Source organism: Lentzea chajnantorensis (assembly GCF_054300775.1).
In genome coordinates this window covers 6,456,263-6,479,466 of record NZ_JBSDZT010000002.1, presented here as the reverse complement: position 1 = coordinate 6,479,466, position 23,204 = coordinate 6,456,263, and the positions used below count along the sequence as shown (strand labels likewise).

Sequence of the window (23,204 nt, the reverse complement as noted above, 5' to 3'; positions counted from 1 at the left end):
TCGGCCAGGTGAACGGGTGCCGGCAGGTCAGGCGGGCAGCCTGTCCGCCACGATCAGGACGTACTGCAGGACGTTCGACCGGTAGCCGTCGAGGAACGCCTTCTCGACGCCGGTGCTGTGCTCGGACCGGGTGCGCAGCTCCCAGTAGGGGATCGTGTCGGCGTTGAGGACGCTGACGCGGCTGGGCGAGAAACCGGCCGCGGACAGCGCGGCCAGGTACTCGCTGCGCTTGTGCATGCGGGTGCCGTAGTGCGCGTCCACCGCCTCGCAGGCCTCGCTCGTCGGTGCGAGCGTGTCGTTGACGCAGTAGGTGACGCACGCGTACCGCCCGCCGGGCTTGAGCACCCGCGCGAACTCGCTGAACGCGTCGGCCAGCTCGACGTACATCGTCGTCTCGTTGGTGAGGATGCGGTCGAAGTGGCCGTCCGGGAACGCCGTGCGCGTCATGTTCTGCAGGTGGAAGCTCACCTTGTCGGTGCAGCCGTGCCTGGCCGCGAGCTTCGTCGCGAAGTCCACCTGGTACTGCGAGAGCGTGATGCCGTCCGCCCGGCAGCCGAACCTGAGGTGTGCGCTGAACGAACCCCCGCCCCGGCCCGACCCCGCGTCGAGCAACCGCTCGTCCGCGGTCATGGGACCCAGGGCGTCGAGCACGACGTCCATCTGCGCGCACTCCAGGCGGTGCAGCTCGCGGATGATCGCGGCCTCCCGGTCGGGCGCGGTCAGCACGGCGGGGTCGTACTCGCCGAGGCCGTAGTGGTGGTGGACCAGCCCGTCCTCCTCGCCGAGGAGGAGGTTGATGGGGTCGTTCTGCTTCTCGTTCCAGTAACCGGCCACCCACTTCTCGTAGTCGCTGACGATGGCCGCCGGCTCCTCGTCGGGAGCCTGTGCGTGATCGGCGGGCGCGTGGGTGCGGATGAGTTCTCCCATGGCGTGAATGGTCTTCCAGTCCGAGTGCGGCCAACGGCTGAGTGACACGGCGAAGGTCTGCTCAACGTGGACGAGCAGCTCCTCCACGTTGAGCGAGTCGATCAGGCGGTGCTCCAGCAGCGGCGTGTGCTCGTCGAACTCGACGTGCTCGCCTTCGAGGAGGACCTCCGCCACGAAGTCCTTGATCGCGCGTTCCACATCGTCCACTGCGGACCCCCGGGGTTCGGTGCTGATGGGACACATGGTCATCCTCGTCCGGTGGGTCGGCGGGACTGGTTGACCGGAAGGGCAGCCAACTCTGCCCTGGACGACGACCGCGGTGGCGGTGAAGATCTGCGGGTGGGTGTGGAAGAGGATCGCGACGTGTGGCGGGAGCTCCGCCGGACCTGTCCGGTGCGCGAGGAGACCAGCCAGGGCGGGGTGCCGTTCCGGTCGTTCTACCGCCATGCGGACTGCCGGACGATCCTGCGTGATCCCGTTCTGTTCAGCTCCACCTCGGGCACCCTGCTCACCTCGGTGGGCACACCCGACCCGCTCGGTGGGCACACGTTGGCGACGACCGACCCGCCGCGGCACGCCGCCCTGCGCAGACCGTCCACACGCGCGCTGGGTCCGGTGGCCGTGCGGGCGCACGCCGACGGCATCGACCGCGGTGTGCGGCAACTGCTGGAACCGGTGCTCGCCGGAGGTGTCCACGACCTGGCCGTCGTCCTGCGCCGGCTGCCGATGGTCGCCGCCGGGCCGATGCTCGGCTTGCCGGAGAAGTCGTGGGAGATGGCGGTGTCCGCCTCGACCGCGACCATCGCGCCGCACGACCCGCTGCACGCCGACGGCGACGGGACCGAGACGGTGCTGCGGGCGAGCACCCGGTTGTTCGGTGCCATCAGGGAAGCGCTGACCACGTCGCTGACGATGCCGCACACGTTGCCGGGGACGTTGTCGGAGGTCTCGGTCGAAGGGTCCGCCCTCACCCGCCGCCAGGTCATGGCGAACGTCCACAGCGCACTGATCGGGGGCACCACCGCCACGCTGAGCACGGCGCTGCACCTCCTGCTGCACCTCGCGCGGACACCGGAGCTGTGGCGGGAGGTGGTCGAGGACCGCTCGCTGGTGCCGGGACTGGTGGACGAGGCAGCGCGCTGGAGCACCCCGGCACGTCAGCTGGTCCGCCGGGTCACCGCTGACGCGGAGCTGGCCGGTGCGCACCTGCGCGCGGGGGACTGGGTCGTCGCCTGGCTCGCGTCGGCGAACCAGGACGAGACCGTGTTCGCCGACCCGGACCGGTTCGACCCCCGGCGCGCACCGAACCCGCACCTGGCGTTCGGGCTCGGTCCGCACTTCTGCGTCGGCGCGGCGGCCGGTCGCACCCTGCTCGCCGCACTGGTGGGCGAACTGGCCGACAGCGGTGTCCGGTTCGAGCTCGCCGGTCCGCCCCGCCACCTCGTGTCCACTGTGGTCAACGGGATCACGGGCCTGCCGATGAGGTTCAGCCGATGAGCACGACGTGCGCCGACCTCGCCGACGCCGCCGTGCGCGGGCTGTGCCGGGCCAGCGGTCTCACCGACCTCGCCGACCGGGCAGCAGCCGACGTGCGGCTCATGGGCGAGTCGTGGGGACACCGCTCACCCGGCACGCCGCCCGCCTGGTCGACGCTCACCGCCGACAGCACACCGCTGGAGCTTTCCGTCGTGCTCGGCGACCGGCCGCTCGGGCTGCGCGCCTCGGTCGAGGCGCAGGCCGAACCCGGAAGCCCGCTGTCCTACTGGGAGAGCGCCCTCCGGCTCAGCGAGCGCCTGTCCTCCGTCCACGGCCTCGACCTGCGCAGGCTGCGGCAGATCGAGCACCTGGTGGCGCCACGGCCGGCCGACCGTCCGCCGATGGCGGCCTTCCACACCCTGGGGTGGGTGCGGGGCAGGCCACCGGAGGGCAAGATCCACCTGTGGCTGGCCGGTGGCGGCCGGTCGGCCACGGCCGAGCGCACCGACGCGGTGCTCACCACCCTGGGGTTCCCCGGTCAGTGGAAGGTCGTCGCGGACGTGATGGACGACGACGACACCGTGTCCTACCTGTGCCTCGACCTCGCCGCGGGACCGTCGGCGAGGACGAAGCTCTACGTGCAGCACCGCGGGTCCCTCACACCGGACCGGCTCGCCCGCTGGGACCGGCTCGGGCCGTCGGCCGAGCTGGACGACGGCCCCACGATGGCCCGGATCGCGGCCAGGGCCTGGGAACGGTCGGCCTGGCGGCAGGACGTGCCGTCGCGCACCCGCCTCGAATGGCGCTCCAACCACCGCCGTTTCTGGTCGTACGGGACGTACGTCTCGTTCCTGCCGGGGCGCGCCCGCCCGATCGAGTCCGTCATGCACCAGTTCGGGCTCACCCCGCGCAGCCGCTCGGACGCCGAGGCGCAGTGGATGGTCCGGGAGGTGCTCGACGCCTACGACGTGTCACCGGAAAGCCGTGCGGCCTACGAGCGGTGCGCCCAGTTCTTCCTGGGCGGTGACGCGAGCGGCGAGATGTACGCGCACTCCTTCCTCAGCGCACAGCGTTCCGCCGACGGTCCGGCGCGCGTCGCGGTGTACTTCAACCCCCGCATGTTCTTCCGGCGCCACGGTCTGTCCAACGGCGACCTCGCGCTGGCAGAACGGTTCCACGGGGGCGGCGGAGCCGGCCGTGGCGATCGCTGAACGAACGGGCACGCTCCGGGTCGACGGCGCGGACATCAGCTTCACCGTCCGCGGTGGTGGTCCGCCGGTCCTGGTGCTGCCCAGTGGCGGCAGTGACGCGCACAGCGCCGCCCCGCTGGCGGTCCGGCTCGCCGCAACGCACTCCGTGCTGACGTACGACCGGCGCGGGCAGAGCCGCACCTCGGTCGCCGACCCGCTGCGCCCGGTGCCGATCGAGCAGCACGCCGAGGACGTGGCGGCGCTGGCCGCGCACGTCCACGGGGACACCCCGGTCGCGGTGTTCGGGTGCAGCACCGGCGCGGTCATCGGTCTGGAGCTGGCGCGGCAGCGACCGGAGCGGGTGAGCGTGCTCGTCGCCCACGAACCCCCGCTGCGGTGTCTCGCCAACGCGGCGGAACGCGTCGAGTTCGACGCGCTGCACGACGAGGTTCGGCGGGTCCACGGGAAGTCGGGCTGGCGCAGGGCAGCGAGGCTGCTGCACGTCGGCTTCGGCGCGGAGGCGCGCGACCCGCTCGACCGGGAGCCGGACGTCGGCTGGGAACCGCCCAGCAGACGGACGATCGCCAACATCAACTCGTTCCTCGCCGTCGAGGCGGGCATGACGTGGGCCTACCGGATCGGCGAGGAGGGCTGGGCCGCCCTGCGGTCCGGCACGGCGAGGGTGCGGCCGGCGGTCGGAACGGTGAGCCTCGGCGTTCCTGCGCCGCACCACGGTCAGACTGGCCGACGTGCTCGGGGAAGACCTCGCCGTCCTGCCCGGCGGCCACGAGGGGTTCCTGACCCATCCCGCAGGGGTCGCCTCGGCGGTGCGCGCGCTGGTGACCGCGCCGGACGACCGCGTCAGCACGCCACTCCCACGGTGATGACCCCGCACGACGGGTCACGGCTGATCTCCGGCAGGGGCATGCGCAGGCCGGGATCGCGCACTCCGTACAGCCCACCGGGGTAGCGGTTGCGGATGAATGGCAGTCCCGCGCCGTCGGCGCCGAGGTGTGCGGCGTAAGTGCGGACGGCCATGGCGACGCCGGGGTGGTGCAGCGTCCGCAGTGGACGGTCGGACGTCAGGTCCGGGAGCACCGTGCGGAACTCGGCCGCCATCATCCGGCACACCGCCGGGTTGCGCGTGACCGTGGCGACGGCGCTCGCCCCGGTCGTGTCCACGAACTCGCGGAAGCACCGCGTTCCCAGCCCTCCCCGCTGGTGAGCGGGGGTGATCGCCCGGCCCTCGACGACCCACAGCCCCTGCTCCCGTCCGGGGACGTCCAGCCGGTCGAACAGGCCGAAGCCCACGATCTCGCCGTCGACCCGCAGGATCTGCGCGAGCGCCGCCTTGGCGAACCGGTCTGCGACCTGGTGCCTCATCACGGTTTCAGGCTGGGCGAAAGCGCCGGCGCCGATGCCCGCCAGCACCTCGGCGTGGCGGCGGAAGAACGCCGCGGGATCGTCCGGCCACTCGATCCCGAGGTTTTCCACCGAGCTCGTCATGAGGGCTTCCAACCGGTGCGGGCGTGCCAGAGCCGAACCGGCTCTGGCACGCCCGCGGACAGGGGGATCAGGGGGAACTACCGGGGCTGGACCCAGAGACCGACCTGCCTGGAGTTGGCGTAGCCCTGGTACCTGCACGTGTCGTACCAACGGCCCTGGGCGACACCCTGCTTGCAGGCCTTGACCGCCGCGTTGTGGCTGGGGTAGACGCCCGCGAACGACGCGGCGTGCGCGGCCGGGGCGACCACCACGAGCGACGCGCACGTGAGTGCGGCGCCGGCGATCAGCTTCTTCACCATGCTGTTCCTCTCGAAAAGTCCATGAGCGTGCCCGGGGTGGGGCGATGTGTCGCACAGCCTGACGAACGGACGTGGTGGTGCCAAGGGAAAGCCGACGACAAGGGCATTGGGCGCACACTTGCTTTCCTTTACGCCCACGGGTAATGGCGCGCCCCCGTCCTCGTCCCGGACGGTGGAACGCGTACTTCCGCCGTTGCCGCACAGCAGGTTTCGATGGCTCCACCGGCGACGACGGGAGGGCGCGGCCAGCCGGCACACCAGGCGTTCCGCCGGTCGGGACATTCCGTCATCGGGCCCAAGAAGGCGATTGACCATGTGCGCACAAAGCATTTCCCCTCTGTCCGGGTGTCGGTACGTCGGTGTTCCGTTCACCGCGAACCCGCCCGATGGACTCCGGACCGCCTGATGACGACCGCGTGGGAGCGACCGCTCGGGCTCGACGTCCTGTGCCTGCCGATGCCCGGCGAGCCGCTGGCCGAGCCGGACCCCGTCCTCGAAGCCGGTCCGGTGGCGCCGAAGTTGTCCGCGCCCGTCGCGAGGGTGGCGGCCGACGACGCGGATCGGGCGTTCTACCGCTGGATGATCGGCCACCACGTGACGTTCGGCGTGTGGCGCATGCTCGCGGACCTGCTCGCCGACGCGGGACGAACCGGCGGCCTGTCCGAGGCCGGCACGGCGCGAGCGGCGTGGTGGTACGACTGCTACAGCGCACTGCTGCTCTACGCGGGCAGCTGCACCCCGGAGGTCTACGCCCGGTCCATCCGCCCGCGGATGGCCGCGAAGCACCCGGCCTTCAGCGGCCTGTGGGCCCGCGACCACGAGCGGGTGGCCCGCCTGCTCGGCACGCTGAGCGTGCCCCGCGACGGCGTGCTCAAGCGAGCGCTCAAGCGCAACCGCCTCGTGCACATGACCGTGGCGCAGATGCTGGTGCCCGAGGGGGCCTCGCTGTTCAAGGGCCACGGAGGCCGCGCGGGCAACGACATCACGGACGCCGAACGCGACCTGTTCGACGAGTTCTTCCTGGTGCACCGCGGAGTGGTCACGCAAGCGGGCTTCACCGCCGCGATGCTGACGCGGCTGGACGCGATCCGGGACGACCTCGCCGCTGACCCGGTCGACGCGCGGGCCGAGGTGTTCGCCCTCCTGCCGACCGGCCTCCCCGGCATGGTCGACGAGCTGATCGCCGTCGTCGCCGGGCCCCTGCTCGCCGAGGCACCCGTCGGGGCCGCACTGCCGTGACCGTCCCCGCTGTCCTCGTGAAAGCGGAATCGAGCTGACCGACTCGGTCAGCTCGATTCTCGTGCCCCGCTCAAACCGTCCTGGTCACCTCATCGTCGGTACCCGGCGGGCAGTTTCCGCGCGATGGTCAGCCCGTCGGCCAGCGGCAGCATGACCGCCTGCACCCGGTCGTCGGCCCGCACGTGCTCGTTGAACGCGCGGATCGCGGCGGCGTTGCCCTCGGCGTGGGCGCTGGTCGCCTCGCCCGCGTACAGCACGTTGTCGGCGATGATCAGTCCGTTGTCGACGACCCGCGGCAGCAGCTGCTCCCAGTACCCGATGTAGCCGACCTTGTCCGCGTCGATGAACACGAGGTCCACGGCCGGCTCCGGGGACAGCCGGTCCAGCAGGTCGGCCGCCGGGCCGATGTGCTGGCGGATGCGGTCGGCGAACCCGGCCTCCTGCCAGGCCCGGCGCGCGGTCGGCGCCCACCGGTCGGTGATGTCGTAGGTGTCGATGGTGCCGTCCGCCGGCATGCCCCTGGCGAAGGCGAGCGCGGAGTAGCCGGTGAACGTGCCGACCTCGACGATCCGGCGCGCCCCGCTCGCAGCGGCGAGCAGGGTGAACAGCACCGCCTGCTCGTGGGCGATCTGCATCTCGGCGACCTGGCCGAGCGCGGTCGTGGCGTCGATCAGCCACCGCTGCACCGGCACCGGTTGCTCGGTGCAGGCGAGGACGTAGTCGAGGATCTCGGGGGTCAACCGGATCCGCTTGTCCACCTGGGTCGTGCCGTTCAGGGTCACGCTCATGCCAGACCTCCTCGGTCGGTGCGGCGGCTCAGAGGCCCTGGTTCCACGCGGCGGCCGTGACGTCCCCGGAACCCCCGGGGTCGCAGGGCTCGGCCATCCCGGCGCCGGCGACGTGGGCGTCCACGACGTCGGCGGCCAGGCGCACGTCGGCGTCCAGCGGCCGGTCCTGCTCGATCGGCGGGATCGCCTCGGCCAGCCGGTCGGCGAGGCCGGCGCAGAACGGCGCGGTCGGCCGGTCGGCGCGCAGGTGCACCGCCTGCCGCAACGCGACCGCCAGCCCGCCCTGCAGGTGCCGCAGCAACCGCGCGGTCTCCCACGCGTTCTGCGCCGCCTGCGTGCCGAACGGGACGATGTCCTGGTTGTGCAGGTTCGTCGGGAGGCTCTGCACGCTCGCGGGCACCGCCTGCCGGCGCATCGCCGCCACGATCGCCGTCGACGCCAGCTGCACGCCCTGGACCCCGTGGTGCACACCGGGACGCGGTGACAGCATCGGCGGGAGCCCGGTGTTCCGGTTGGGGTCGACGAGCAGGTCCAGCTGCCGCTCTGCGAGGTTGCCGACCTGCACCGCGACCGTGGTGAGCAGGTCGCTCACGAACGAGCAGGGCTGGCCGAAGAAGTTGCCGCCGTGCGCGACGGCCTCGTCGTCCACGAAGAACAGCGGGTTGTCGCTGACCCCGTTGAGGTCGTCGTGCACCACCCCGCCCGCGTACCGGTGCGCCGACGTCGCGGCGCCGAGGAGCTGCGGGGTGCACCGGACGCTGTAGGGCTCCTGCAAGGGCCGCAGGCCGGTCGGACGGGTGCCGTCGAGCATCGCGGTCATCCGCGCACCGACCTCACCGGCGGCGGCGTGGCCGAACGCGGCGAGCAGCCGGTGGTCGAGGAACGCGGTGGTGCTGCCGAGCACGTCCGCCAGCAGCGCGCTCAACGCGGCGGCGGTGTGCAGCGACCGGCCGATCGACCGCCACGCGAGACCCGCGGTGGCCGCGGTCAGCGAGGTGCCGTTGACCAGCGCGAGCGCGTCGCGCCCGTCGAGCTCCAGCGGTGTGAGGCCCGCCGCCCGCAGCGCCTCGGCCGCCGGCAGCCGCACACCGTCCACATAGGCATGACCGGTGCCGCGCAGCGCTTGGGCGACGTAGGCGAGCGGGACGAGGTCGCCGCTCGCGCCGACCGACCCGTAGGTCGGCACCGCCGGGGTGAACGTCGTGCGCAGCATCGCGGTCAGACCGTCCACAACGGAGGGTGTGACACCGGACCTGGCCCTCGTGAGCGACGCCAGCCGAGCCAGGACCGTCGCCCGCACCACGGGGACCGGCAGGTCGGCGCCCTGTCCCGCGGTGAGGTGCTGCAGGGTGTTGTCGCACTGCCCGGCCGCGGTGTCCCGGCCGGCGTAGGTCACCAGCGGACCGAAACCCGTTGTGGCGCCGTACACCTCGTGGCCGTCGGCGACGACCGTGTCGACGAACCGGCGGCAGCGTTCGAGCTCGGCGCGGGCGGTCTCGGACAACCCGACGTGGAGCACCCCGGCCGCCCGCTCCAGCATGGCCGCGTCGAGCCGGCCCGGCAGGGTGACGTCGTGGGTGACGATGTCGTGAACCGTCGACATGCGGGCTCCAGTGGGTGGTGGTGGGCCGGGTGAACGGGTGCACCAGCGGCTCGTGCGTGGTCACCGGTGCGCGCCTGCCGCGTCTTCGACGTCCACCGGCTGATTGTGTGTCGGTGGACGCGTGCTGTCTGCCGCTCGTTCCAAGCGCTGGAACGTCGTTCGCACAGGCCGGCAGCGCAACCGGTTCGGCAGGCCGGTGCGCCGGCTCTGCTGCATCCGGGTGACAGCCGGCCCTGGTCCCTCCACGTGCGAGCGACAATTGCGGAACTCCACAGCAGTGTTCTGCTCGGCTCTGCCCCTACTGTCGGGAGCGTCCTACCGGGCCGCGTTCCGCAGCGGCGGGGTTCCTCGGCGTGGCGCGTGCGAGCGGCAGGAGAAGACATGACGGCATATGGGCAGTGGTCGACCAACCTCGCCGAGTCGGTCTGGCAGGACGCCACGTCCCGGCGTACAGCGCTCATCGAGCACAGCAGCGGACGCTCCTACCGGTACCCGGAGCTGAAGCAGGCAGCTGAACGGTTCGCCGCCGCGCTGCGGTCCCGGTTCCGCGGCCCGGACGAGGTCGTTGCGCTCGTGTGCGACAACACGGCCGAGTTCGTCGTGGCCTACCACGGCACCCTGCTGGCCGGTGGCGTCGTGCTCCCGCTCGAACCGCTGGGCACCCCGGACGAGTGGCAGCCGGTGCTGGAGCGGTGCCGTGCCGCCCACGTGGTCGCCTCGGCGAAGGCGTGGCGGCAGCTGTCCGCGCTCCCGGCCGCCGCGTCGGTGCGCACCGTGATCGTGCTCGACGAAATCCCTTCCGGCGACAGGACGACCGGCTGGCAGGAGTGGCTGGACGGGCCGGCCGTCGCCGCGCCCGCAGCCACCGGGGACGGACGACCGGCGCTGCTCGCCACGTCGAGCGGGTCCCTCGGGCTCCCGAAGCAGATCGTGCTCACGCACCGCAACCTGGTGTCGAACCTGGACCAGATCGACGCGGTGCACCGGCTCACCGCCGACGACGTCGTGCTCGCCACGACACCGTTCCGGCACATCTACGGCATGCAGATGGCGATGAACCCGACGCTCCGCGCCGGCGGCACGCTCGTCACGGTCCGCACCCCGTTCGACGTCGACGATCTCCTGGAGGTCATCGAGACGCAGAAGGTCACCGTCGCGTACCTGGTGCCGAGCACCCTCGCGGAGCTCGCCCGGCGCGGTGACACCGGCGACCGCGACACGGGCAGCCTGCGCCTGGTCTACTCCGGCGGCGCTCCGCTCCCCGCGAACGTCGCGCGGAGCTGTGCCCGCATGCTCGGCGTACCGGTGGTGCAGGGCTACGGCATGACGGAGGCCGGGTGCACCTTCGCCCCGCCCGACGGCACCCCGTCCGTGCCGACCTCGATCGGCAAGGCGTTGCCCGGCACCGAGATCCGGCTGGTGGACCCGGCGACCGGAGCGGACGGCGAGACCGGGGAGATCTGGGTCCGCGGCCCGCAGGTGTCACCGGGCTTCCTGGACGAGGACGGCACCGTGCACGGCCTCGCCGACGACGAACACTGGCTGCACACGGGGGACATCGCCCGGCGCGACCGGGACGGGCACGTCACGATCATCGGCCGGATCAAGCAGCTCATCAAGTACAAGGGCCACCAGATCGCACCGGCCGAGCTGGAGTCCGTGCTGCTCAGCCACCCCGCCGTCGCCGACGCCGTGGTGGTCGGGGCACCGGACGAGGTCGCGGGCGAGATCCCGGTCGCGTTCGTCGTGCTGAGCGAGCCGGTGGAGCTGTCCGAGGTGACCGGCTTCGTGGCGGGCCGGGTCGCGCCGTACAAGAAGATCCGGTCGATCACCGCGGTCGACCGGATTCCGCGCTCCGCCATGGGCAAGGCGCTCGTGCACCGGTTGACCGACGTCCCTGCCGGAGGAACGCGATGAGACCGGGGGTGCTGGTCACGGGCGGAGCCACGGGTTTCGGTCGCGTCTTCGCGGAGGAGATGTGCCGCGCCGGAGCGGCGGTCGTCATCACCGGCCGGGACTCCGGGGCGCTGCGGCAGGCCCGCGACGAGCTGCCCGGCGTCTGCGCGGTGACCATGGACAGCACCGACCGGGCTTCGGTGGAGGCGGCGGTGACCGCCGCGGAAGCCGCGTCCGGACCGCTCGACGCGCTGGTGCACGTCGTCGACGTGGCTGGCCCGGTCGGTCCGGCCTGGGAGGTCGACCAGGACGACTGGTGGCGGGCGGTTGAAGTCGCCTTGCGCGGCACGGCGGTGACGACCGCGGCGGTGCTCGCGCGCATGGTGCCGCGCAAGCACGGCCGGATCGTCACCGTCGTGAGCCACGCGACCGGAGCCCGTGCGACCGCCTGCTCGGTGGCGAAGGCCGCGGTGGTCGGGCTGACGGAGGGACTGGCGGCGGAGACCCGCGAACACGGCGTCACGGTGCTGAGCTACCACCCAGGACCGGTGGACCCCGGTGCCGCCGGTCCGGCGGCTGCCGAGGCGGCCGCCGTGCTGCGCCGGATCGTCGAGGGCACGGCGGACCACCGGTCAGGCGAGCACCTGACCGCCGAGGACCCGCTGGTGCGCACCGCGTGGGAACCGATGCCGCTCAGCTGGTAGCGGGACCCGGACCTCACCGGGTTCCGCTCGGCCGTAGCGCTCCTCCACCGCTTCCAAGAGGTCCACCTCGTCGCCCGTGGCATCGACGGCGACCGTGCCGGGGTCGTTGAAGAACAGGGATCTCGACCGCCGGGAGTCTCCGGCGACCACCAGCTTCTCCAGCGAGTACAGACCGGCCATCGTGAACGAGAGCCCGGGGTGGAGGCGGGCGAGGTCTCGCTGGACCGACTCGGCAGCGGCGTGGCCGCGCCGCTCGGAGGCGCTGTCGACCACCAAGCCCAGGCCGGGGGAGATCCCCTCGACGGACAGCGAGGCCCGCAGCTTCTCGATCGTGTAACCGGCGTGGCCGAGCTCGTGGAACGTGCGCGGGCTCCACACCGTTCTGAGCAGCTGCCACACGTGATCTCCGCCGGCGTCCAAGACGGTCACGCAGTTTGCGAGCTCGAGAACGCCGCCCGTGGCGACCACCGACCGCACGTGCTCGGCGAGGTCGTCGAACGCGGTCGCCAGCCGGACCGTGAGGCTGCGCCGAGGCCCCGTGCCGGGACGGTGGAGCTCGTCGGTCATCAGCTGCGCAACGCGCTGCCTGCGCGTGTCCACCTCGTCGAACCACCCGAGAGCCAGCTCAGCGCCGACCATGCCGTGCCTCAGCGCATCGGCGAGGAAGAGGTAGTACTGGGCCCGCGGGAGGTCGAGCAGCACCGAGACCGGAGTCGATGCCGGCAGACCTGCCAGGACCCCGCGGACCAACGCCGTCTGCCGCAGGCTCGACTCGTACTCGTAGAGCGAAAGCCGGTCGTCGACACGCAGGCTGACGATCTTCTCCCTCAGCGGTTGCGCGTTCGATCGCAGCAGGCCCACGTCGCGTCCTGCCGCGTCGAGGACCCGCAGCCGCCGGTTGCTGAACAGGCAGACACCGGAAACGACGTCGATGCGCTCGGCGCCGTCGCACAGGCGGTTCCGCACGGCTTTGACGTGGACCGCGAAGACGTTGCCGCCCACCTCGACCTGCGGGTGGACGACGCTGGAGCCGTGGCCGAAAACCTCGACGTAGGCGTCGGAACGCACCGCGACGCCCTCGACCCCCAGCAGCTCGACGAGCTCCCGGACCTTGCCGGCAGCACGCCGGAGCGGTGTGCTGCCGGTGCCGGCGGCGTTCGTGGTGTGGAACAGACCGGACGCACCCGGCACCCCGGCGATCTCGGCGTGAGTGGACGGCTGATGCCACCGCAGTCGTGGCGGGCGGTTCTCCGGGGAGAGGTCGATCAGGCCGACGTGGCTCATCGGCGTCCCGCCGGTCTTGGCCGGCGGACGACCACGTGGAGGACGACCGCGTTCGGCCGCGTCACCCGCCGGGAGCGATCATGACCACCTGGTGGTCGCCCGGCCGTCCGCTGAGGGCGTCCATCATCGCCGTGACCGGCCCGTCGGCCAGCGGCACGACGTCGGTGATGATCTGGTCGACCGGGACGCTGCCGCCCGCGAGGAGGCCCAGTGCCGCCTCGAACGCGCCCCTGTTCTGGGCGAAGCTGCCCACGATCCGGATCTCCTTGGTGATGAGGGCGACCGAGTCCAGTTCGGTGGGCCGCTCGTTCACCCCGAGCGCGACGACCGTTCCCCGTGTCCGCACGCGCCGGGCCGACTCCGCGAGCGCGGTCACCGAACCCACGCACTCGAACACCACGTCCGCGGCCGCCATCGGCTCGTCGACGTCCACCGCGGTGATCCCGGTGGCGGCCAGGCGTGCGCGCCGCACGGCGCTCGGTTCCACCACCCACACGTCCTCGACTCCGCGCAGCCGCAGCACGTGCGCCAGCAGGAAGCCGACCGTGCCGCCGCCGAGGACCGTGACGGTGTCCGTCGCCGACACCCCGGAACGGTCGACGGCGTGGACCGCGCAGGACAGCGGTTCGGTCAGGGCGGCGTGTTGCAGCGGAACGCCGTCCGGTACCGCGTAGACCGTGTGCTCGGGGACCACGATGCTCTCGGCGTAGCCGCCGGGACGGGTGCCCAGGCCGAGGGAGCTCAGGTGCCACGGCTGTACCGCGCACAGGTGGTTGTCGCCCGTGCGGCAGACGTCGCAGTCCCCGCAGCCCGCCTTCGGCCACACCACCACGGCCTGTCCCGCAGCCAGCCGCTGCCCGCCCGGTGCGGCGACGTGGCCGGAGATCTCGTGCCCGAGCACGGCCCCGGCGGGGACGACGTGCGGCATGGCCCGCAGGTGCAGGTCGGAGCCGCAGATGGCGCAGAACGCCACGTCCACGCGCACCCAGCCGGGCGCCGGCTCGCGGTCCTGGACCTCCGCGAGGCTCAGCCCGCGCTCCTCGGTGACGACCAGCGCCCTCATTCTTCCACCACAGCTTTCTCGTCGGCGAGGAACGCCCGGATCCGCTCGACCAGGACGTCGGGTTGCTCCTCGGCGGGGAAGTGCCCGCAGGAGTCGATCTGGGCCCCCTCGACGCTGGTGGCGTAGTCGCGCCACAGGTCGAGCACGGGCATGCTCCCCACGAGTCCCTGGGCGCCCCACGCCAGCCGCACGGGCATCGTCAGGCGACGACCCGCTTCCGCGTCGGCGTCGTCGGCTTCCAGGTCCTCGTGGCGGGCGGCGCGGTAGTCGTCGAAGCTCGCGCGAAGCGCCCCCGGCTGGGCGTAGGTCTCCGCGTAGTGGCGCAGGTCCGCCTCGGTGAACGCCTCGTGCCGGAACGCCCCGGCCGCCAGCATGAACCGCACGTACTCCCCGCCCTTCCCCTCGGTGAGGAACTCGGGGAGGTCGGGAACGAGGTGGAAGAGCCAGTGCCAGTACGCGGTCCCGACGCGTGCGTCCATGTGCCGCCACATCTCCCGCGTCGGCACGACGCTGAGCAACACCAGGCGGCTGATCTCGTCCGGCCGGTCCAGTCCCCACCGGTGGGCGACGCGCGCACCCCGGTCGTGGCCGACCACGACGGCCTGCTCGTGTCCCAGCTCGCGCATGAGCCCGCTCATGTCGGCCGCCATGGTCCGCTTGTCGTACCCGCTGCGCGGCCGGCTGGACGCCCCGTAGCCGCGCAGGTCCGGCGCGACCACCTGGTGGTCCCGCGCGAGTGCGGGGAGGACGTGGCGCCAGGCGTGGCCGGTCTGCGGCCAGCCGTGCAGCAGGAGGACCAGCGGACCCTCTCCGGCGCGCCGCAGGCGGAACCGCAGCCCGCCCGCCGCACGCGTCTCCTCATGAACGCGCATCGCCACGGCGGTTCACCTTGCCCTGCACCGGGATCTGCACGCCCAGGGCCCGCGCGGAGGAGGTGAACTCCGCCAGGTAGCGGTCGTCGACCATGGGGGCGGTGACGAGCTCCGGCAGGGGTGCGAGCAGCTCGGCCAGGAGGTCGATCTTCTCCCCGTCGGGCGAGACGGCCCGGTGCGGCTCGCGCAGCCGGTGCGCGGCGAAGTCGGCGACCAGGTCGTCCATGACCTGTTGTGGCACCAGCGGTTCGGCGTCGTGCTCGGTCAGGATGAGGTCGAGCATGCGGGCGTGGACGAGCACGACGGCCTCGGCGTGCGTGAACGACCCGTCCGCGCGGCTGCGCCACGTCTCGGTCAGCGCCTTCTCGACCCGCTCCGGCAACGTCACCGGCGGGCGGGAGGCGAACCGGTCGGAGCTCAGCGCGCTGCGCGCCACCTGGTAGGCCATCACGGAGTTGTCGCCCGCGAAGGTCACGTTGACCTCGAAGTCGGTCCGCAGGGTGACGATCTGGTTGTGGCCGTGGAAACCCTGCGAGCCGCACATCTCCCGGCACGCGCCCAGGACCTCCAGGGCCAGCCAGGAACCGCACTTGCCCGTCGCGGTGAGGACGTGCATGTTCTTGCGGCCGGGGTCGGTGTGCCAGTCGCGTTCGACCCTCCTGACGACAGCGCGTTCCAGCAGCCGCAGCGCGAGGCTGCGCAGCTGGACCTGGTACAGGCGGTCGCGGAACAGCGGCTCGTCCAGCAGGGTCCTGCGCCGGGGCGCGCCGCGGGTCTCGCGGTGATCGGCGAACCGCCAGGTGAGGTGGGTCGCGAGCTCGGCGGCCCGCGCCCCCGCGCTGAGCGGGAAGATGCGTTCCTGCACGAAGGTCTCGATCGACCTCACGAAACGGGTGCCGGCATCGGGCAGGGTGCTGGAGAAACGCCCGTCCTCGTCGATGCGCGAGTACCGCTCCATCAACGCTTCGCGGGGCAGCCGGACGCCGGTGAAGCGGGCACCGCCGACCTGGTTGGCCTGGATGCCGCCCTTCGGGTCGCAGGACAGGATCGTGATGCCCGGCAGGGCAGGGCCGTTCTCCTCGTCGCGCAGCGGGACGCGGAACCAGTGGTGGCCGACGTCCTCGCCGTCGATGACGAGGCGGGCCAGGACCATGCCGACGGTCGCGGCGTGCTTGATGTTCCCGATCCAGAACTTGCACGCGGCGTCCGAGGGGGTGTCGAGCGTGAAGCACTGCTCCGCGCGGTCCCACGTCACCGTCGTGCGGATCTCCCGCAGGTTGGTGCCGCCCCCGATCTCCGTGCAGCAGAAGGCGTAGACCTGGTGCATCTGCGTGATCTCGGCGTGGTAGCGGTCGACCTGCTCGGGAGAGCCGTGGTTGAACAGCGCACTGCCCGCGATGAGGTGGTCGGTGATGGTCGAGGTGAGCGCGAAGTCGAAAGCACCCGTCAGGCCCATCACGTCGCACATGGACCGGAACGCGTGCTCATCCGGCCGGCCCATCCACATGTCGTTGTCGACGAGGCCTTCCCGGAAGATCGCCTTCATCCGCTCGATGGTCAGGTCCATGTAGTCGCGCAGGGGCAGGTCGTCCCGCAGCCGCGGATCGAACAGGTCCTCCCGCAACAGGGCGCGCATCGTCTGCCGGCGGTCGGTCGAGGTGAGGAGCTGGTGCTCGTGAGGACCTGCTGTCGCGGTCATGTGGTCGAATCCTCTCGATCTGCGGGTACGCGCGGCACGACGGGCGGGTACCGGTGAGAAGTCTTCGGTCTGCGGCTGACCGATGAGCGGTGGAGCGTCCGAGGCGAAGCTAGCGGTGATCCGCGAGTTGATCACGCCCTCGTCCCACCGCCTGGTATGCCTCCGCTGTGACCTCGAAGTCGCGGGCGTACCGTCGTTCCACTGCCGACGAACGCGCCGTTCGCCGGCACTGTCCGGTCCACAATGGATTCTTCAGCGTCGAGGAGCGTTCCATGACAGTCAACCGTCGCCGTCTTCTGCTGGGCAGTGCGGCTTTGCTGGCGGGCACCGCGGGTGCGACCGGTGCGGCCGGTACCGCCGCCGCGGCGCCGGCGGGGTTTCCCGACTACCGCTACCGCAGGCTCGCGCTGGTCAAGAGCAAGCTGCGGTACAACCCGACCGGTGAGCTGATCTTCCCGACGATCCGGGGCACGAAGGACCGCATCCCCGGCGCCAGGGCGGCCTACTACCTGTACTACGCGCCGCACGACGCACCGGGCGGGATCTGCCTGGCCTATGCCAACACCCTCGACGAGGAGTTCACCGAGTACCCGGGCAACCCGATCATCACCCGCAGCTGGCCCGGCGAGTACAGCGTGAGCCACGTGTCGTCCCCGCACGCGATGTGGAACGACGACGTCAAGCGCATGTACCTGTACTTCCACGGCGAGAACACCGTGACCCGGCTGGCCAGCTCCGCCGACGGCATCAACTTCCGCTACGAGAAGGAGGTCCTGTCCACCCGGCTGATGCCCGCGGGCACCACCGAGACCTCCTACGCCAGGGTCTTCCGCCACGACCTGCCCGCCCGCGGCGCCCGCTACGTCATGGTCTTCATGACCAACAACAAGACCAACCACCGCGACATCGGCTGGGGCTGGTCACCCAACGCCCGCGACTGGACCTTCTCCCAGACCCCGCTCATCCGCCACCAGGACGTCGGCGCCGTCAACATCGGCGGACCCCACCTGCTCTTCCGCAACAACAGCGCCTACGTCGTCTACAACACCGACATCGGCAGCGGCGGCAACATCCTCATCACCGAACTCGGCCGCGACTTCACCCAGCGCCGCCACCTCGGCGTCTTCCACGACTCCCTCACCGGCGCACCCGACAACGGCCGCTCCGCCGCACCCTCGTTCGGCACCTACCAGGGCCACGAGTACATGATCTACGAAGCAGGAGACCGGCTCGCGGGCAACATCGCCATCGCACGAGCGCTCTGACGCCGGTCGGCACCACCGGCCACTCCTTTGTGGAACGGCTGATGTCGACGGGCGGTCGTGCTCATCCGGCGAGTCGGTGACCCGCGGACGGGGGAGCGGAGTGGAGCTCCCTGGACGCGGTCTCGGCGGCGTGGTGGACGCGGCGCGCGACGGCGTCCGGGCTGAGGCGCTGCACGGGCCCGAACACGGAGATCGCGCCGACGAGGGTCGGGCCGGGTCCCCACACCGGGGCTGCGACACCGGTGAAGCCGGGAAGCCACTCGCTGCGGTCGAAGGCGACGCCGTGCTTGCGCACACCGGTCAGCGCGGACTGCAGCACCCCCGCGGAGGTGATGGAAGCGGGGGTGAGCGCCTCCAGCCCGTGGGCGCACAGCACGGGGAGCAGACCGGGGTCGCCGGCCAGGAGGATCTTCCCCGGTGCGGTGCAGTGCAGGGGGAGGGGACCGCGCAGCCGCGTCGCGAGCTCGCTCGACTGCCTGCCGTGCAGGCGTTCGACGACGCGCGCCGTGGTGCCGCACAGGACGGAGAGCTGGACGGCCTCGCGAGTGGACTCGTAGAGGTCCGCGAGCACCGGCAGCAGCCGTTCCCTGGTGTGGTCGGAGATCTCCAGCGGAACGGCGGTCGACAACTCGGTGATCTTGGTGGTGAGGAGGAACCGGTTGTCGATCATCTCGACGAGTCCCTCCGCGCGCAGGAAACCGACCATGCGGTGAACTGTGGACTTCGGGAGGTCCGAGTAGCGGGTGAGCTCGGTGAGCGACGCCGCGCCGTCGCACGCACCGAAGGCCTGGAGCACGGACAACACCTTCGTGGCCGCAGTGCGTCGCGAAGGGTCTCGCGGTGCCGGCACGGTCGCGGGGGCTTCCAAGGCGGTGTTCTGGCTGGTGATCACGGTTAATCTTCTTTCGCCTGTGGGTTCCACCACACCGTATTGAGGGCGTCGCGTCGTGTAGCTACGGAGTTCCACAAACCCGTACGCGAAAGAGTGAATGTTGCGAATACTCGGTGTTACTGCCCGGTTGATGTCCGAAAAGTTCCATCGGTTGGCACGGCCGTTTGACCGGGTGGATCGGACGTGAATAGATTCGTTTGGGGCCAATTCTGGTCTTGCCGGACCGAGGGACCACCGTGGAGCTGGGGGAAGAGCGGTGGCCGGTGTGGACAGGAAGACCGATCGCCGAGTCGCGGTTGCTCCGCGACACCCGAGGAGCTGGTAATGGCCGTTCTCACGGAACCCTCCCCGATGTCGTCCGCCGAGCTCGCCGCTGCACTGATCCGCACCGGTTTCTTCGACACCTACTTCGTCTACGAGCACGGCGACGTGTGGACGGTCACCTGGGGCGTGCGCGTGGAGATCGTCGTGAACGCGACCCGTGTGCGGGTTCGGCGTGACTCGGTGGAGGAGTCGTGGCCGGTCGTCGGCGGGCCCGTGCGCGCGGCACGTGCGGCGCTGGAGCGGTTGTCGTTGCGCGAGTGGACGGTGTGCGGCTGGATCGCGTTCGAGGCCGTGCACGTGCTGAACGACCGCTCGGACCTCGCCGGGGACTCGGAGGTCGTGCACCTCGTGGTGCCCGAGGTGGAGGTGCGCATCGAGGACGGGAGGGCGAGCGTGGTGCGGGGCGGCGACGCGCGGCTCGGCGCACTGCTCGAACACCTGCGCACCGCACCGGTCGACGACGCGCCGGCACCGGGGCGCGCGACCGTGCCGGTGGACCTGGACGCGGGCAGCGGCCGGTACCGCGACGCGGTGCTGGCGGCGGTGGAGGAGATCCGTTCGACCGGGCTGCGCAAGGTGACCCTGTCCCGCAGCGTGCCCGTGGACGAGCCCGTCGACTTCGTGGAGACGTACCTGGCCGGGCGCGCGGCCACCGCACCGGAGCGGTCGTTCCTGTTGTCGATCGGCGGCTTGACGACGACGGGCTTCTGCGCGCAGACGGTGCTGGAGGCCGGGTCGGACGGGAAGGTCGCCACGCGGCCGCGGCTGGAGTCCCGTGTGGACGAGCTGGTGCCGGACCCGGACGAGGCGCACGACCACGCGATCGCCGTCGAGTGCGCGTTCGCCGGGTTGACCGAGGTGTGCGAGCCGGGCTCGGTGGTGGTGGACGAGCCGGCGTCGCGACTGTGCGGCCGGCTGACCGAGGGCAAGACCTCCTGGGACGCCTTGGAGTTGCTGTTCCCCGGCGTCACGATCTCGGGTGCGCCGGGGAAAGCGGCCTGTGAGTTCACCTCCCGGGCGGAAGCCGCGCCGCGGGGCGTCTACTCGGGTGCCGTGCTGTTCGCGTCGGACAACGGGTTCCTGGACGCGGGCCTGGTCCTGCGCGCGGTGTACGAGCGGAAGGGACGGCGGTGGCTGCGCGCGGGCGCCGGGATCGTGGCGTCCTCGCGGCCGGAGCGGGAGATCGAGGAGACCTGCGCGAAGCTGCGCAGCATCTCGACGCACCTCGTGGCGGGCCCCGCGTGAGGGAAGCCGTTCCCTACCTGCTGCTGCCGGTCGAGTGGAACATCGCCGCCAGCTGCGTGCGCCGCTGGATGCCGAGCTTGCGGTAGACATGGGTGAGGTGGAACTCGACGGCCCGCCGCGACACGGACAACTTCCTGGCGACCTCGTCGTTCGAGGAGCCCGTGGCGACCAGGCTCGCCACGCGGTGCTCCTGCGGCGTCAAAGGAGAGCCCGCGGAAACGGAAACAGGAGCGGCCGGCCCGGCGCCGGACCGTCCCACCGCCTCCGCCGGCAGTTCGGCGAGCTTGGTGAGCAACGGCAGCGAACCGCACCGCTCCGCGGCCACCTTCGCCTGGGCCAGCTCCTCCCTGGCGAGCTTCTGCTGCCCGTGGCGCCACCTCGTCGTCCCGAGCTCCACCAGGACCGTCGCGCGCAGCAGCAACGCCTGCGTGTTGCGCAGGACGTGTTCGGCCTCCATGAGCCACGGCAGTGCCGCCGCGCCACCGGTCGCCATGCCGACGGTGAGCATCGCGCGGGCCAGACTCGGTGCGGAGGCCCACTTCTTGGCCAGTTCGAGCTCTTCGAGGGCCAGCTGCACCGCCTCCAGCGACTGACCGAGGTGGAGGTGCGCAACGGCCGCGTACGAGCGCCACGGCAGCACAGCGGGGCCGGGAGCACCCCACGACTTCAGCCTCCGCCCGCACTCCAGGTGGTCCGTGAGCGCGCCGGCGTCGTCCCCCAGCCGCATGCGGAGGTGACCGCGTCCCTGCAGGAGGCTGGTGTGGTGCCAGCTGTTCGGCAGCGGGCTGGTGAGGCCGATGGGCTCGACCAGCTCCCGTGCCGCCTCGACGTCACCGAGGTGCAGCAGCGCGGACAGGAGCGCGTCCATCGGCCAGATGCGGCCGGGGTGGCGCTGGTGCAGGTTCATCCGGTGCGCCTTGGCCAGTGCGAGCCGGGCGTCCACTACGGACTGGGCCAGCGCCCCGCGGTGGAAGTGCACCCGCGACCGCAGCGTGTGGCCCAGCACGAAGACCAGGTCCAGCTTCTGGCGGTGGGCTTCCAGGATCGCCTCGCTGGAGTACCGCAGGGCCAGGTCGAGTTCGTTGGTCCTGATCAGCGAGTTGATGGCGGCCATCAGCCGCTGCGGGTCCTGCATGATCGACACCGCGCCCGCGGACAACGCGGTCAGCGCGGCCTCACGGGACGTCGTCAGGTCTTCTCCCCGGTTGCTCAGGTCCTCCGCCACCAGCGCGGCCAGCCCGCGGCCACGGGCGTCACGGCGCCGCCAGTCGACCGCGACGCGGTCCGGAGCGGCGTCGGGCTCCTCGGACTGCTCGGACTGCTCGGTTGGCAGGGTGACGCGGAGCGCGAGGCGCAGCTGAGCGGAGAACTCCGGTGCGGAGGCGCACGTCCTGGCGATGGACTCGCTCAACGCCGCGCGCGCGTCCTCGTAGCGCCCGTCGAGGCAGAGCGTCCTGGACAGCAGCGAGGTGACGTCGAGGAGGAGCTCGGGTTCCTCGATGTCCTCCAACGCCTGCTTGAGGTGCGTGGCCGCCTGGTAGGGGTCGAAGAACGACTCTGCGTGACCGAGCTTCACGAGCAGCTTCGTCCTGAGCTCGGCCGGCACGTGCTCCTGCAGCGCCCTGGTGAGGAAGCTCGCGGCGGTGGTCGCGTCACCGTCGTGCAGCAACTGGTCCGCTGCCCGGTGGAGCGCGTCGGCGGCCCACCGGCCGAGCTTCGCGGAGGTGCACTGGACGTGCCGCGCGACGAGCGCCGCTCGTGCCCCGGACGCGTGCAGGCTCGCGGCGGCCCGTGCGTGGAGGTCGTCCCTGACCGCGCGCGTGATCGAGCTCGTGATCGCGTCCGTGAACACGGAGTGGGTGAACGCCGGCTTGGCGGCGCCGGTCAGCAGTCCCATCCGCGTCAACCGGTCGGCGCCGTCGGTGGCTTCCGGCACCGTCATCCCGGCGACCTCGGCGGCGAGCCCGAGGTCCGGGGGTTCCACGACCGCGATCGTCCTGGCCAGCCGGAGCAGTGGTTCGGGCTCGCCGTGCAGCCGTGCGAGCACCGACTCGCCCAGTTCCTCCACCCCGTACGAGGACGGGATCTCCTGCACGGAGAACTCCCCGGTCGTCTCCAGCAGGGAGTGGAGGAGCAGCGGGTTGCCGCCCGTGGCCGCGTGCAGGGCGGTGACTGCCTCAGGTTCCGGCCGGCTGCCGAGCACCGGTTCGGCGAACGTCGACACCTCGTCCGCGGTGAGACCGCCGATCCGCACGCGGGTGGCGTAGATCTGCATCTCCGCGACCTGGAGCGGGTCCGCGGGGTAGACGCCGGTCGTGCAGCTGAGCAGCACGGCGAGCGGCAGCTTGGTCGCCCGCCGCATGAGGTAGTTGAGCCACTGCAACGACGAGGCGTCGGCCCATTGCAGGTCGTCGACGACGAAGCAGACCGGTCCGCGGTCGGCGAGGCCGCTCACGAGCCGGTAGAGCTCGTGGTACGTCTGGTGGGTCGCCAGCTCGTCGAACCCCGCCGCGGTGCGGTTGTCGGCTTCCGGCTGACCGTCCACACCGAGGATCGACTCCAGGGCGCCGGCCTCCGGCCCCGCGGTGAAGTTCTCGAACAGCTGCCGGACGACGGAGAACGACATGAAACCGTCCAGAGTGGACGTCGCGGCACCGGCCACCTGGAACCCGCGCGCCCTGGCGGCGTCCGCCACCTCGCCCAGCAGCGTCGTCTTGCCGACGCCGGTGGTGCCCTCCACCAGCACCACCGCCGGCCTGTTCGTCTCCGCCGCGGTGAGCGCGCTGAGCAACCGGCCGAGTTCCTTGCCCCGGTGGACCGACCGGGGTGCGTCAGAGGAAGTCCTGTGCGGTTCGTTGCGCTGCTGAGCCATCTGCGGAGCTCCGTCGTGAGTCGGTCCGGTTGGTGAGCACCAGCGACGCCGCGGCCTGGC

At 71.7% G+C, this 23,204-nt stretch carries 19 protein-coding genes; 8 read left to right on the top strand and 11 right to left on the bottom strand.

The genetic code is table 11. The features are described 5' to 3' along the window. Window positions 1–27 precede the first annotated feature (27 nt). On the bottom strand, window positions 28–1,134 hold the full coding sequence (locus tag ACVDFE_RS31240; RefSeq protein WP_458433009.1) for a methyltransferase domain-containing protein: 1,107 nt from the start codon (window positions 1,132–1,134) through the stop codon (window positions 28–30). A 156-nt stretch (window positions 1,135–1,290) separates the two neighbouring features. Between ACVDFE_RS31240 and ACVDFE_RS31235 the strand changes: the two genes are divergently transcribed. From ACVDFE_RS31235 to ACVDFE_RS31225, 3 genes are read left to right on the top strand one after another with little or no spacing between them, the layout of a single operon-like run. Then, window positions 1,291–2,424 carry a cytochrome P450 gene (locus ACVDFE_RS31235; protein WP_458433008.1) on the top strand — a complete coding sequence of 378 codons (1,134 nt, stop codon included), beginning with the start codon at window positions 1,291–1,293 and terminating at the stop codon, window positions 2,422–2,424. Continuing rightward, a complete protein-coding gene (locus tag ACVDFE_RS31230) occupies window positions 2,421–3,614 on the top strand; it encodes a hypothetical protein (protein WP_458433007.1) in 1,194 nt (397 codons plus the stop codon). Before ACVDFE_RS31235 ends, ACVDFE_RS31230 begins: the two co-directional genes overlap by 4 nt. Continuing rightward, complete coding sequence (locus ACVDFE_RS31225; protein ID WP_458433005.1) at window positions 3,601–4,563, top strand: alpha/beta fold hydrolase; 963 nt, start codon at window positions 3,601–3,603, stop codon at window positions 4,561–4,563. The genes ACVDFE_RS31230 and ACVDFE_RS31225 overlap by 14 nt, the downstream gene beginning before the upstream one ends. On the opposite strand, the gene ACVDFE_RS31220 is transcribed toward ACVDFE_RS31225, so the two are convergent. Next, entirely contained in the window at window positions 4,455–5,099 is a 645-nt protein-coding gene (locus ACVDFE_RS31220; RefSeq protein ID WP_458433003.1) for a GNAT family N-acetyltransferase, read from the bottom strand. The genes ACVDFE_RS31225 and ACVDFE_RS31220 overlap by 109 nt on opposite strands. 77 nt (window positions 5,100–5,176) lie before the next feature. Next, window positions 5,177–5,398 (bottom strand): hypothetical protein, encoded by a 222-nt coding sequence (locus tag ACVDFE_RS31215; RefSeq protein ID WP_360388288.1) that lies wholly within the window; start codon window positions 5,396–5,398, stop codon window positions 5,177–5,179. A 405-nt stretch (window positions 5,399–5,803) separates the two neighbouring features. On the opposite strand from ACVDFE_RS31215, the gene ACVDFE_RS31210 reads away from it, so the two are divergent. Further along, window positions 5,804–6,637, top strand: coding sequence for an L-tyrosine 3-hydroxylase (locus ACVDFE_RS31210; protein ID WP_458433001.1), 834 nt, complete (start codon window positions 5,804–5,806; stop codon window positions 6,635–6,637). 89 nt (window positions 6,638–6,726) lie between these two features. Here the strand turns inward: ACVDFE_RS31210 and ACVDFE_RS31205 are convergent, their stop codons facing one another. Further along, window positions 6,727–7,425, bottom strand: coding sequence for an O-methyltransferase (locus ACVDFE_RS31205; RefSeq protein WP_458432999.1), 699 nt, complete (start codon window positions 7,423–7,425; stop codon window positions 6,727–6,729). 28 nt (window positions 7,426–7,453) lie between these two features. After that, window positions 7,454–9,028: an HAL/PAL/TAL family ammonia-lyase gene (locus ACVDFE_RS31200; RefSeq protein ID WP_458432998.1), complete on the bottom strand. Its 1,575-nt coding sequence runs from the start codon at window positions 9,026–9,028 to the stop codon at window positions 7,454–7,456. Between the two features lie 381 nt (window positions 9,029–9,409). Between ACVDFE_RS31200 and ACVDFE_RS31195 the strand changes: the two genes are divergently transcribed. Continuing rightward, entirely contained in the window at window positions 9,410–10,945 is a 1,536-nt protein-coding gene (locus ACVDFE_RS31195) for an AMP-binding protein (protein WP_458432997.1), read from the top strand. Beyond that, window positions 10,942–11,628, top strand: coding sequence for an SDR family NAD(P)-dependent oxidoreductase (locus tag ACVDFE_RS31190; RefSeq protein ID WP_458432995.1), 687 nt, complete (start codon window positions 10,942–10,944; stop codon window positions 11,626–11,628). The genes ACVDFE_RS31195 and ACVDFE_RS31190 overlap by 4 nt, the downstream gene beginning before the upstream one ends. Here the strand turns inward: ACVDFE_RS31190 and ACVDFE_RS31185 are convergent. The 4 genes from ACVDFE_RS31185 to ACVDFE_RS31170 all read right to left on the bottom strand — a co-directional run bounded on the left by ACVDFE_RS31185 (window position 11,557) and on the right by ACVDFE_RS31170 (window position 16,546). Beyond that, a complete protein-coding gene (locus tag ACVDFE_RS31185) occupies window positions 11,557–12,912 on the bottom strand; it encodes a hypothetical protein (protein WP_458432994.1) in 1,356 nt (451 codons plus the stop codon). The two genes, ACVDFE_RS31190 and ACVDFE_RS31185, sit on opposite strands and share 72 nt — an antisense overlap. Window positions 12,913–12,973: 61 nt before the next feature. Further along, the gene (locus tag ACVDFE_RS31180; RefSeq protein ID WP_360388308.1) at window positions 12,974–13,975 is read right to left on the bottom strand and encodes a zinc-dependent alcohol dehydrogenase; all 1,002 of its coding nucleotides are present in this window, start codon (window positions 13,973–13,975) and stop codon (window positions 12,974–12,976) included. Next, window positions 13,972–14,847 carry an alpha/beta fold hydrolase gene (locus ACVDFE_RS31175; RefSeq protein ID WP_458434425.1) on the bottom strand — a complete coding sequence of 292 codons (876 nt, stop codon included), beginning with the start codon at window positions 14,845–14,847 and terminating at the stop codon, window positions 13,972–13,974. The genes ACVDFE_RS31180 and ACVDFE_RS31175 overlap by 4 nt, the downstream gene beginning before the upstream one ends. Further along, window positions 14,834–16,546, bottom strand: a complete 1,713-nt coding sequence (locus tag ACVDFE_RS31170) for an acyl-CoA dehydrogenase family protein (RefSeq protein ID WP_458432992.1) — start codon at window positions 16,544–16,546, stop codon at window positions 14,834–14,836. The genes ACVDFE_RS31175 and ACVDFE_RS31170 overlap by 14 nt, the downstream gene beginning before the upstream one ends. A gap of 272 nt (window positions 16,547–16,818) precedes the next feature. Here ACVDFE_RS31170 and ACVDFE_RS31165 point away from each other — a divergent pair, with 272 nt between their 5' ends. Continuing rightward, complete coding sequence (locus tag ACVDFE_RS31165) at window positions 16,819–17,811, top strand: hypothetical protein (protein ID WP_458432991.1); 993 nt, start codon at window positions 16,819–16,821, stop codon at window positions 17,809–17,811. Window positions 17,812–17,872: 61 nt separating this feature from the next. Here the strand turns inward: ACVDFE_RS31165 and ACVDFE_RS31160 are convergent, their stop codons facing one another. Next, entirely contained in the window at window positions 17,873–18,616 is a 744-nt protein-coding gene (locus ACVDFE_RS31160) for an IclR family transcriptional regulator (protein WP_360400088.1), read from the bottom strand. A gap of 411 nt (window positions 18,617–19,027) precedes the next feature. Here ACVDFE_RS31160 and ACVDFE_RS31155 point away from each other — a divergent pair, with 411 nt between their 5' ends. Further along, entirely contained in the window at window positions 19,028–20,272 is a 1,245-nt protein-coding gene (locus ACVDFE_RS31155; protein WP_458432989.1) for a chorismate-binding protein, read from the top strand. Between the two features lie 13 nt (window positions 20,273–20,285). On the opposite strand, the gene ACVDFE_RS31150 is transcribed toward ACVDFE_RS31155, so the two are convergent. After that, window positions 20,286–23,144 (bottom strand): helix-turn-helix transcriptional regulator, encoded by a 2,859-nt coding sequence (locus ACVDFE_RS31150; protein ID WP_458432987.1) that lies wholly within the window; start codon window positions 23,142–23,144, stop codon window positions 20,286–20,288. Window positions 23,145–23,204 lie beyond the last annotated feature (60 nt).

Excerpts from the sequence above, each read along its gene's own strand:
- ACVDFE_RS31155 (WP_458432989.1), top strand. The coding sequence starts at position 19,028 with ATGGCCGTTCTCACGGAACCCTCCCCGATGTCGTCCGCCGAGCTCGCC.
- ACVDFE_RS31200 (WP_458432998.1), bottom strand. The coding sequence starts at position 9,028 with ATGTCGACGGTTCACGACATCGTCACCCACGACGTCACCCTGCCGGGC.
- ACVDFE_RS31170 (WP_458432992.1), bottom strand. The coding sequence starts at position 16,546 with ATGACCGCGACAGCAGGTCCTCACGAGCACCAGCTCCTCACCTCGACC.
- ACVDFE_RS31215 (WP_360388288.1), bottom strand. The coding sequence starts at position 5,398 with ATGGTGAAGAAGCTGATCGCCGGCGCCGCACTCACGTGCGCGTCGCTC.
- ACVDFE_RS31230 (WP_458433007.1), top strand. The coding sequence starts at position 2,421 with ATGAGCACGACGTGCGCCGACCTCGCCGACGCCGCCGTGCGCGGGCTG.
- ACVDFE_RS31195 (WP_458432997.1), top strand. The coding sequence starts at position 9,410 with ATGACGGCATATGGGCAGTGGTCGACCAACCTCGCCGAGTCGGTCTGG.
- ACVDFE_RS31180 (WP_360388308.1), bottom strand. The coding sequence starts at position 13,975 with ATGAGGGCGCTGGTCGTCACCGAGGAGCGCGGGCTGAGCCTCGCGGAG.
- ACVDFE_RS31220 (WP_458433003.1), bottom strand. The coding sequence starts at position 5,099 with ATGACGAGCTCGGTGGAAAACCTCGGGATCGAGTGGCCGGACGATCCC.
- ACVDFE_RS31175 (WP_458434425.1), bottom strand. The coding sequence starts at position 14,847 with ATGCGCGTTCATGAGGAGACGCGTGCGGCGGGCGGGCTGCGGTTCCGC.
- ACVDFE_RS31165 (WP_458432991.1), top strand. The coding sequence starts at position 16,819 with ATGACAGTCAACCGTCGCCGTCTTCTGCTGGGCAGTGCGGCTTTGCTG.
- ACVDFE_RS31190 (WP_458432995.1), top strand. The coding sequence starts at position 10,942 with ATGAGACCGGGGGTGCTGGTCACGGGCGGAGCCACGGGTTTCGGTCGC.
- ACVDFE_RS31185 (WP_458432994.1), bottom strand. The coding sequence starts at position 12,912 with ATGAGCCACGTCGGCCTGATCGACCTCTCCCCGGAGAACCGCCCGCCA.
- ACVDFE_RS31205 (WP_458432999.1), bottom strand. The coding sequence starts at position 7,425 with ATGAGCGTGACCCTGAACGGCACGACCCAGGTGGACAAGCGGATCCGG.
- ACVDFE_RS31150 (WP_458432987.1), bottom strand. The coding sequence starts at position 23,144 with ATGGCTCAGCAGCGCAACGAACCGCACAGGACTTCCTCTGACGCACCC.
- ACVDFE_RS31210 (WP_458433001.1), top strand. The coding sequence starts at position 5,804 with ATGACGACCGCGTGGGAGCGACCGCTCGGGCTCGACGTCCTGTGCCTG.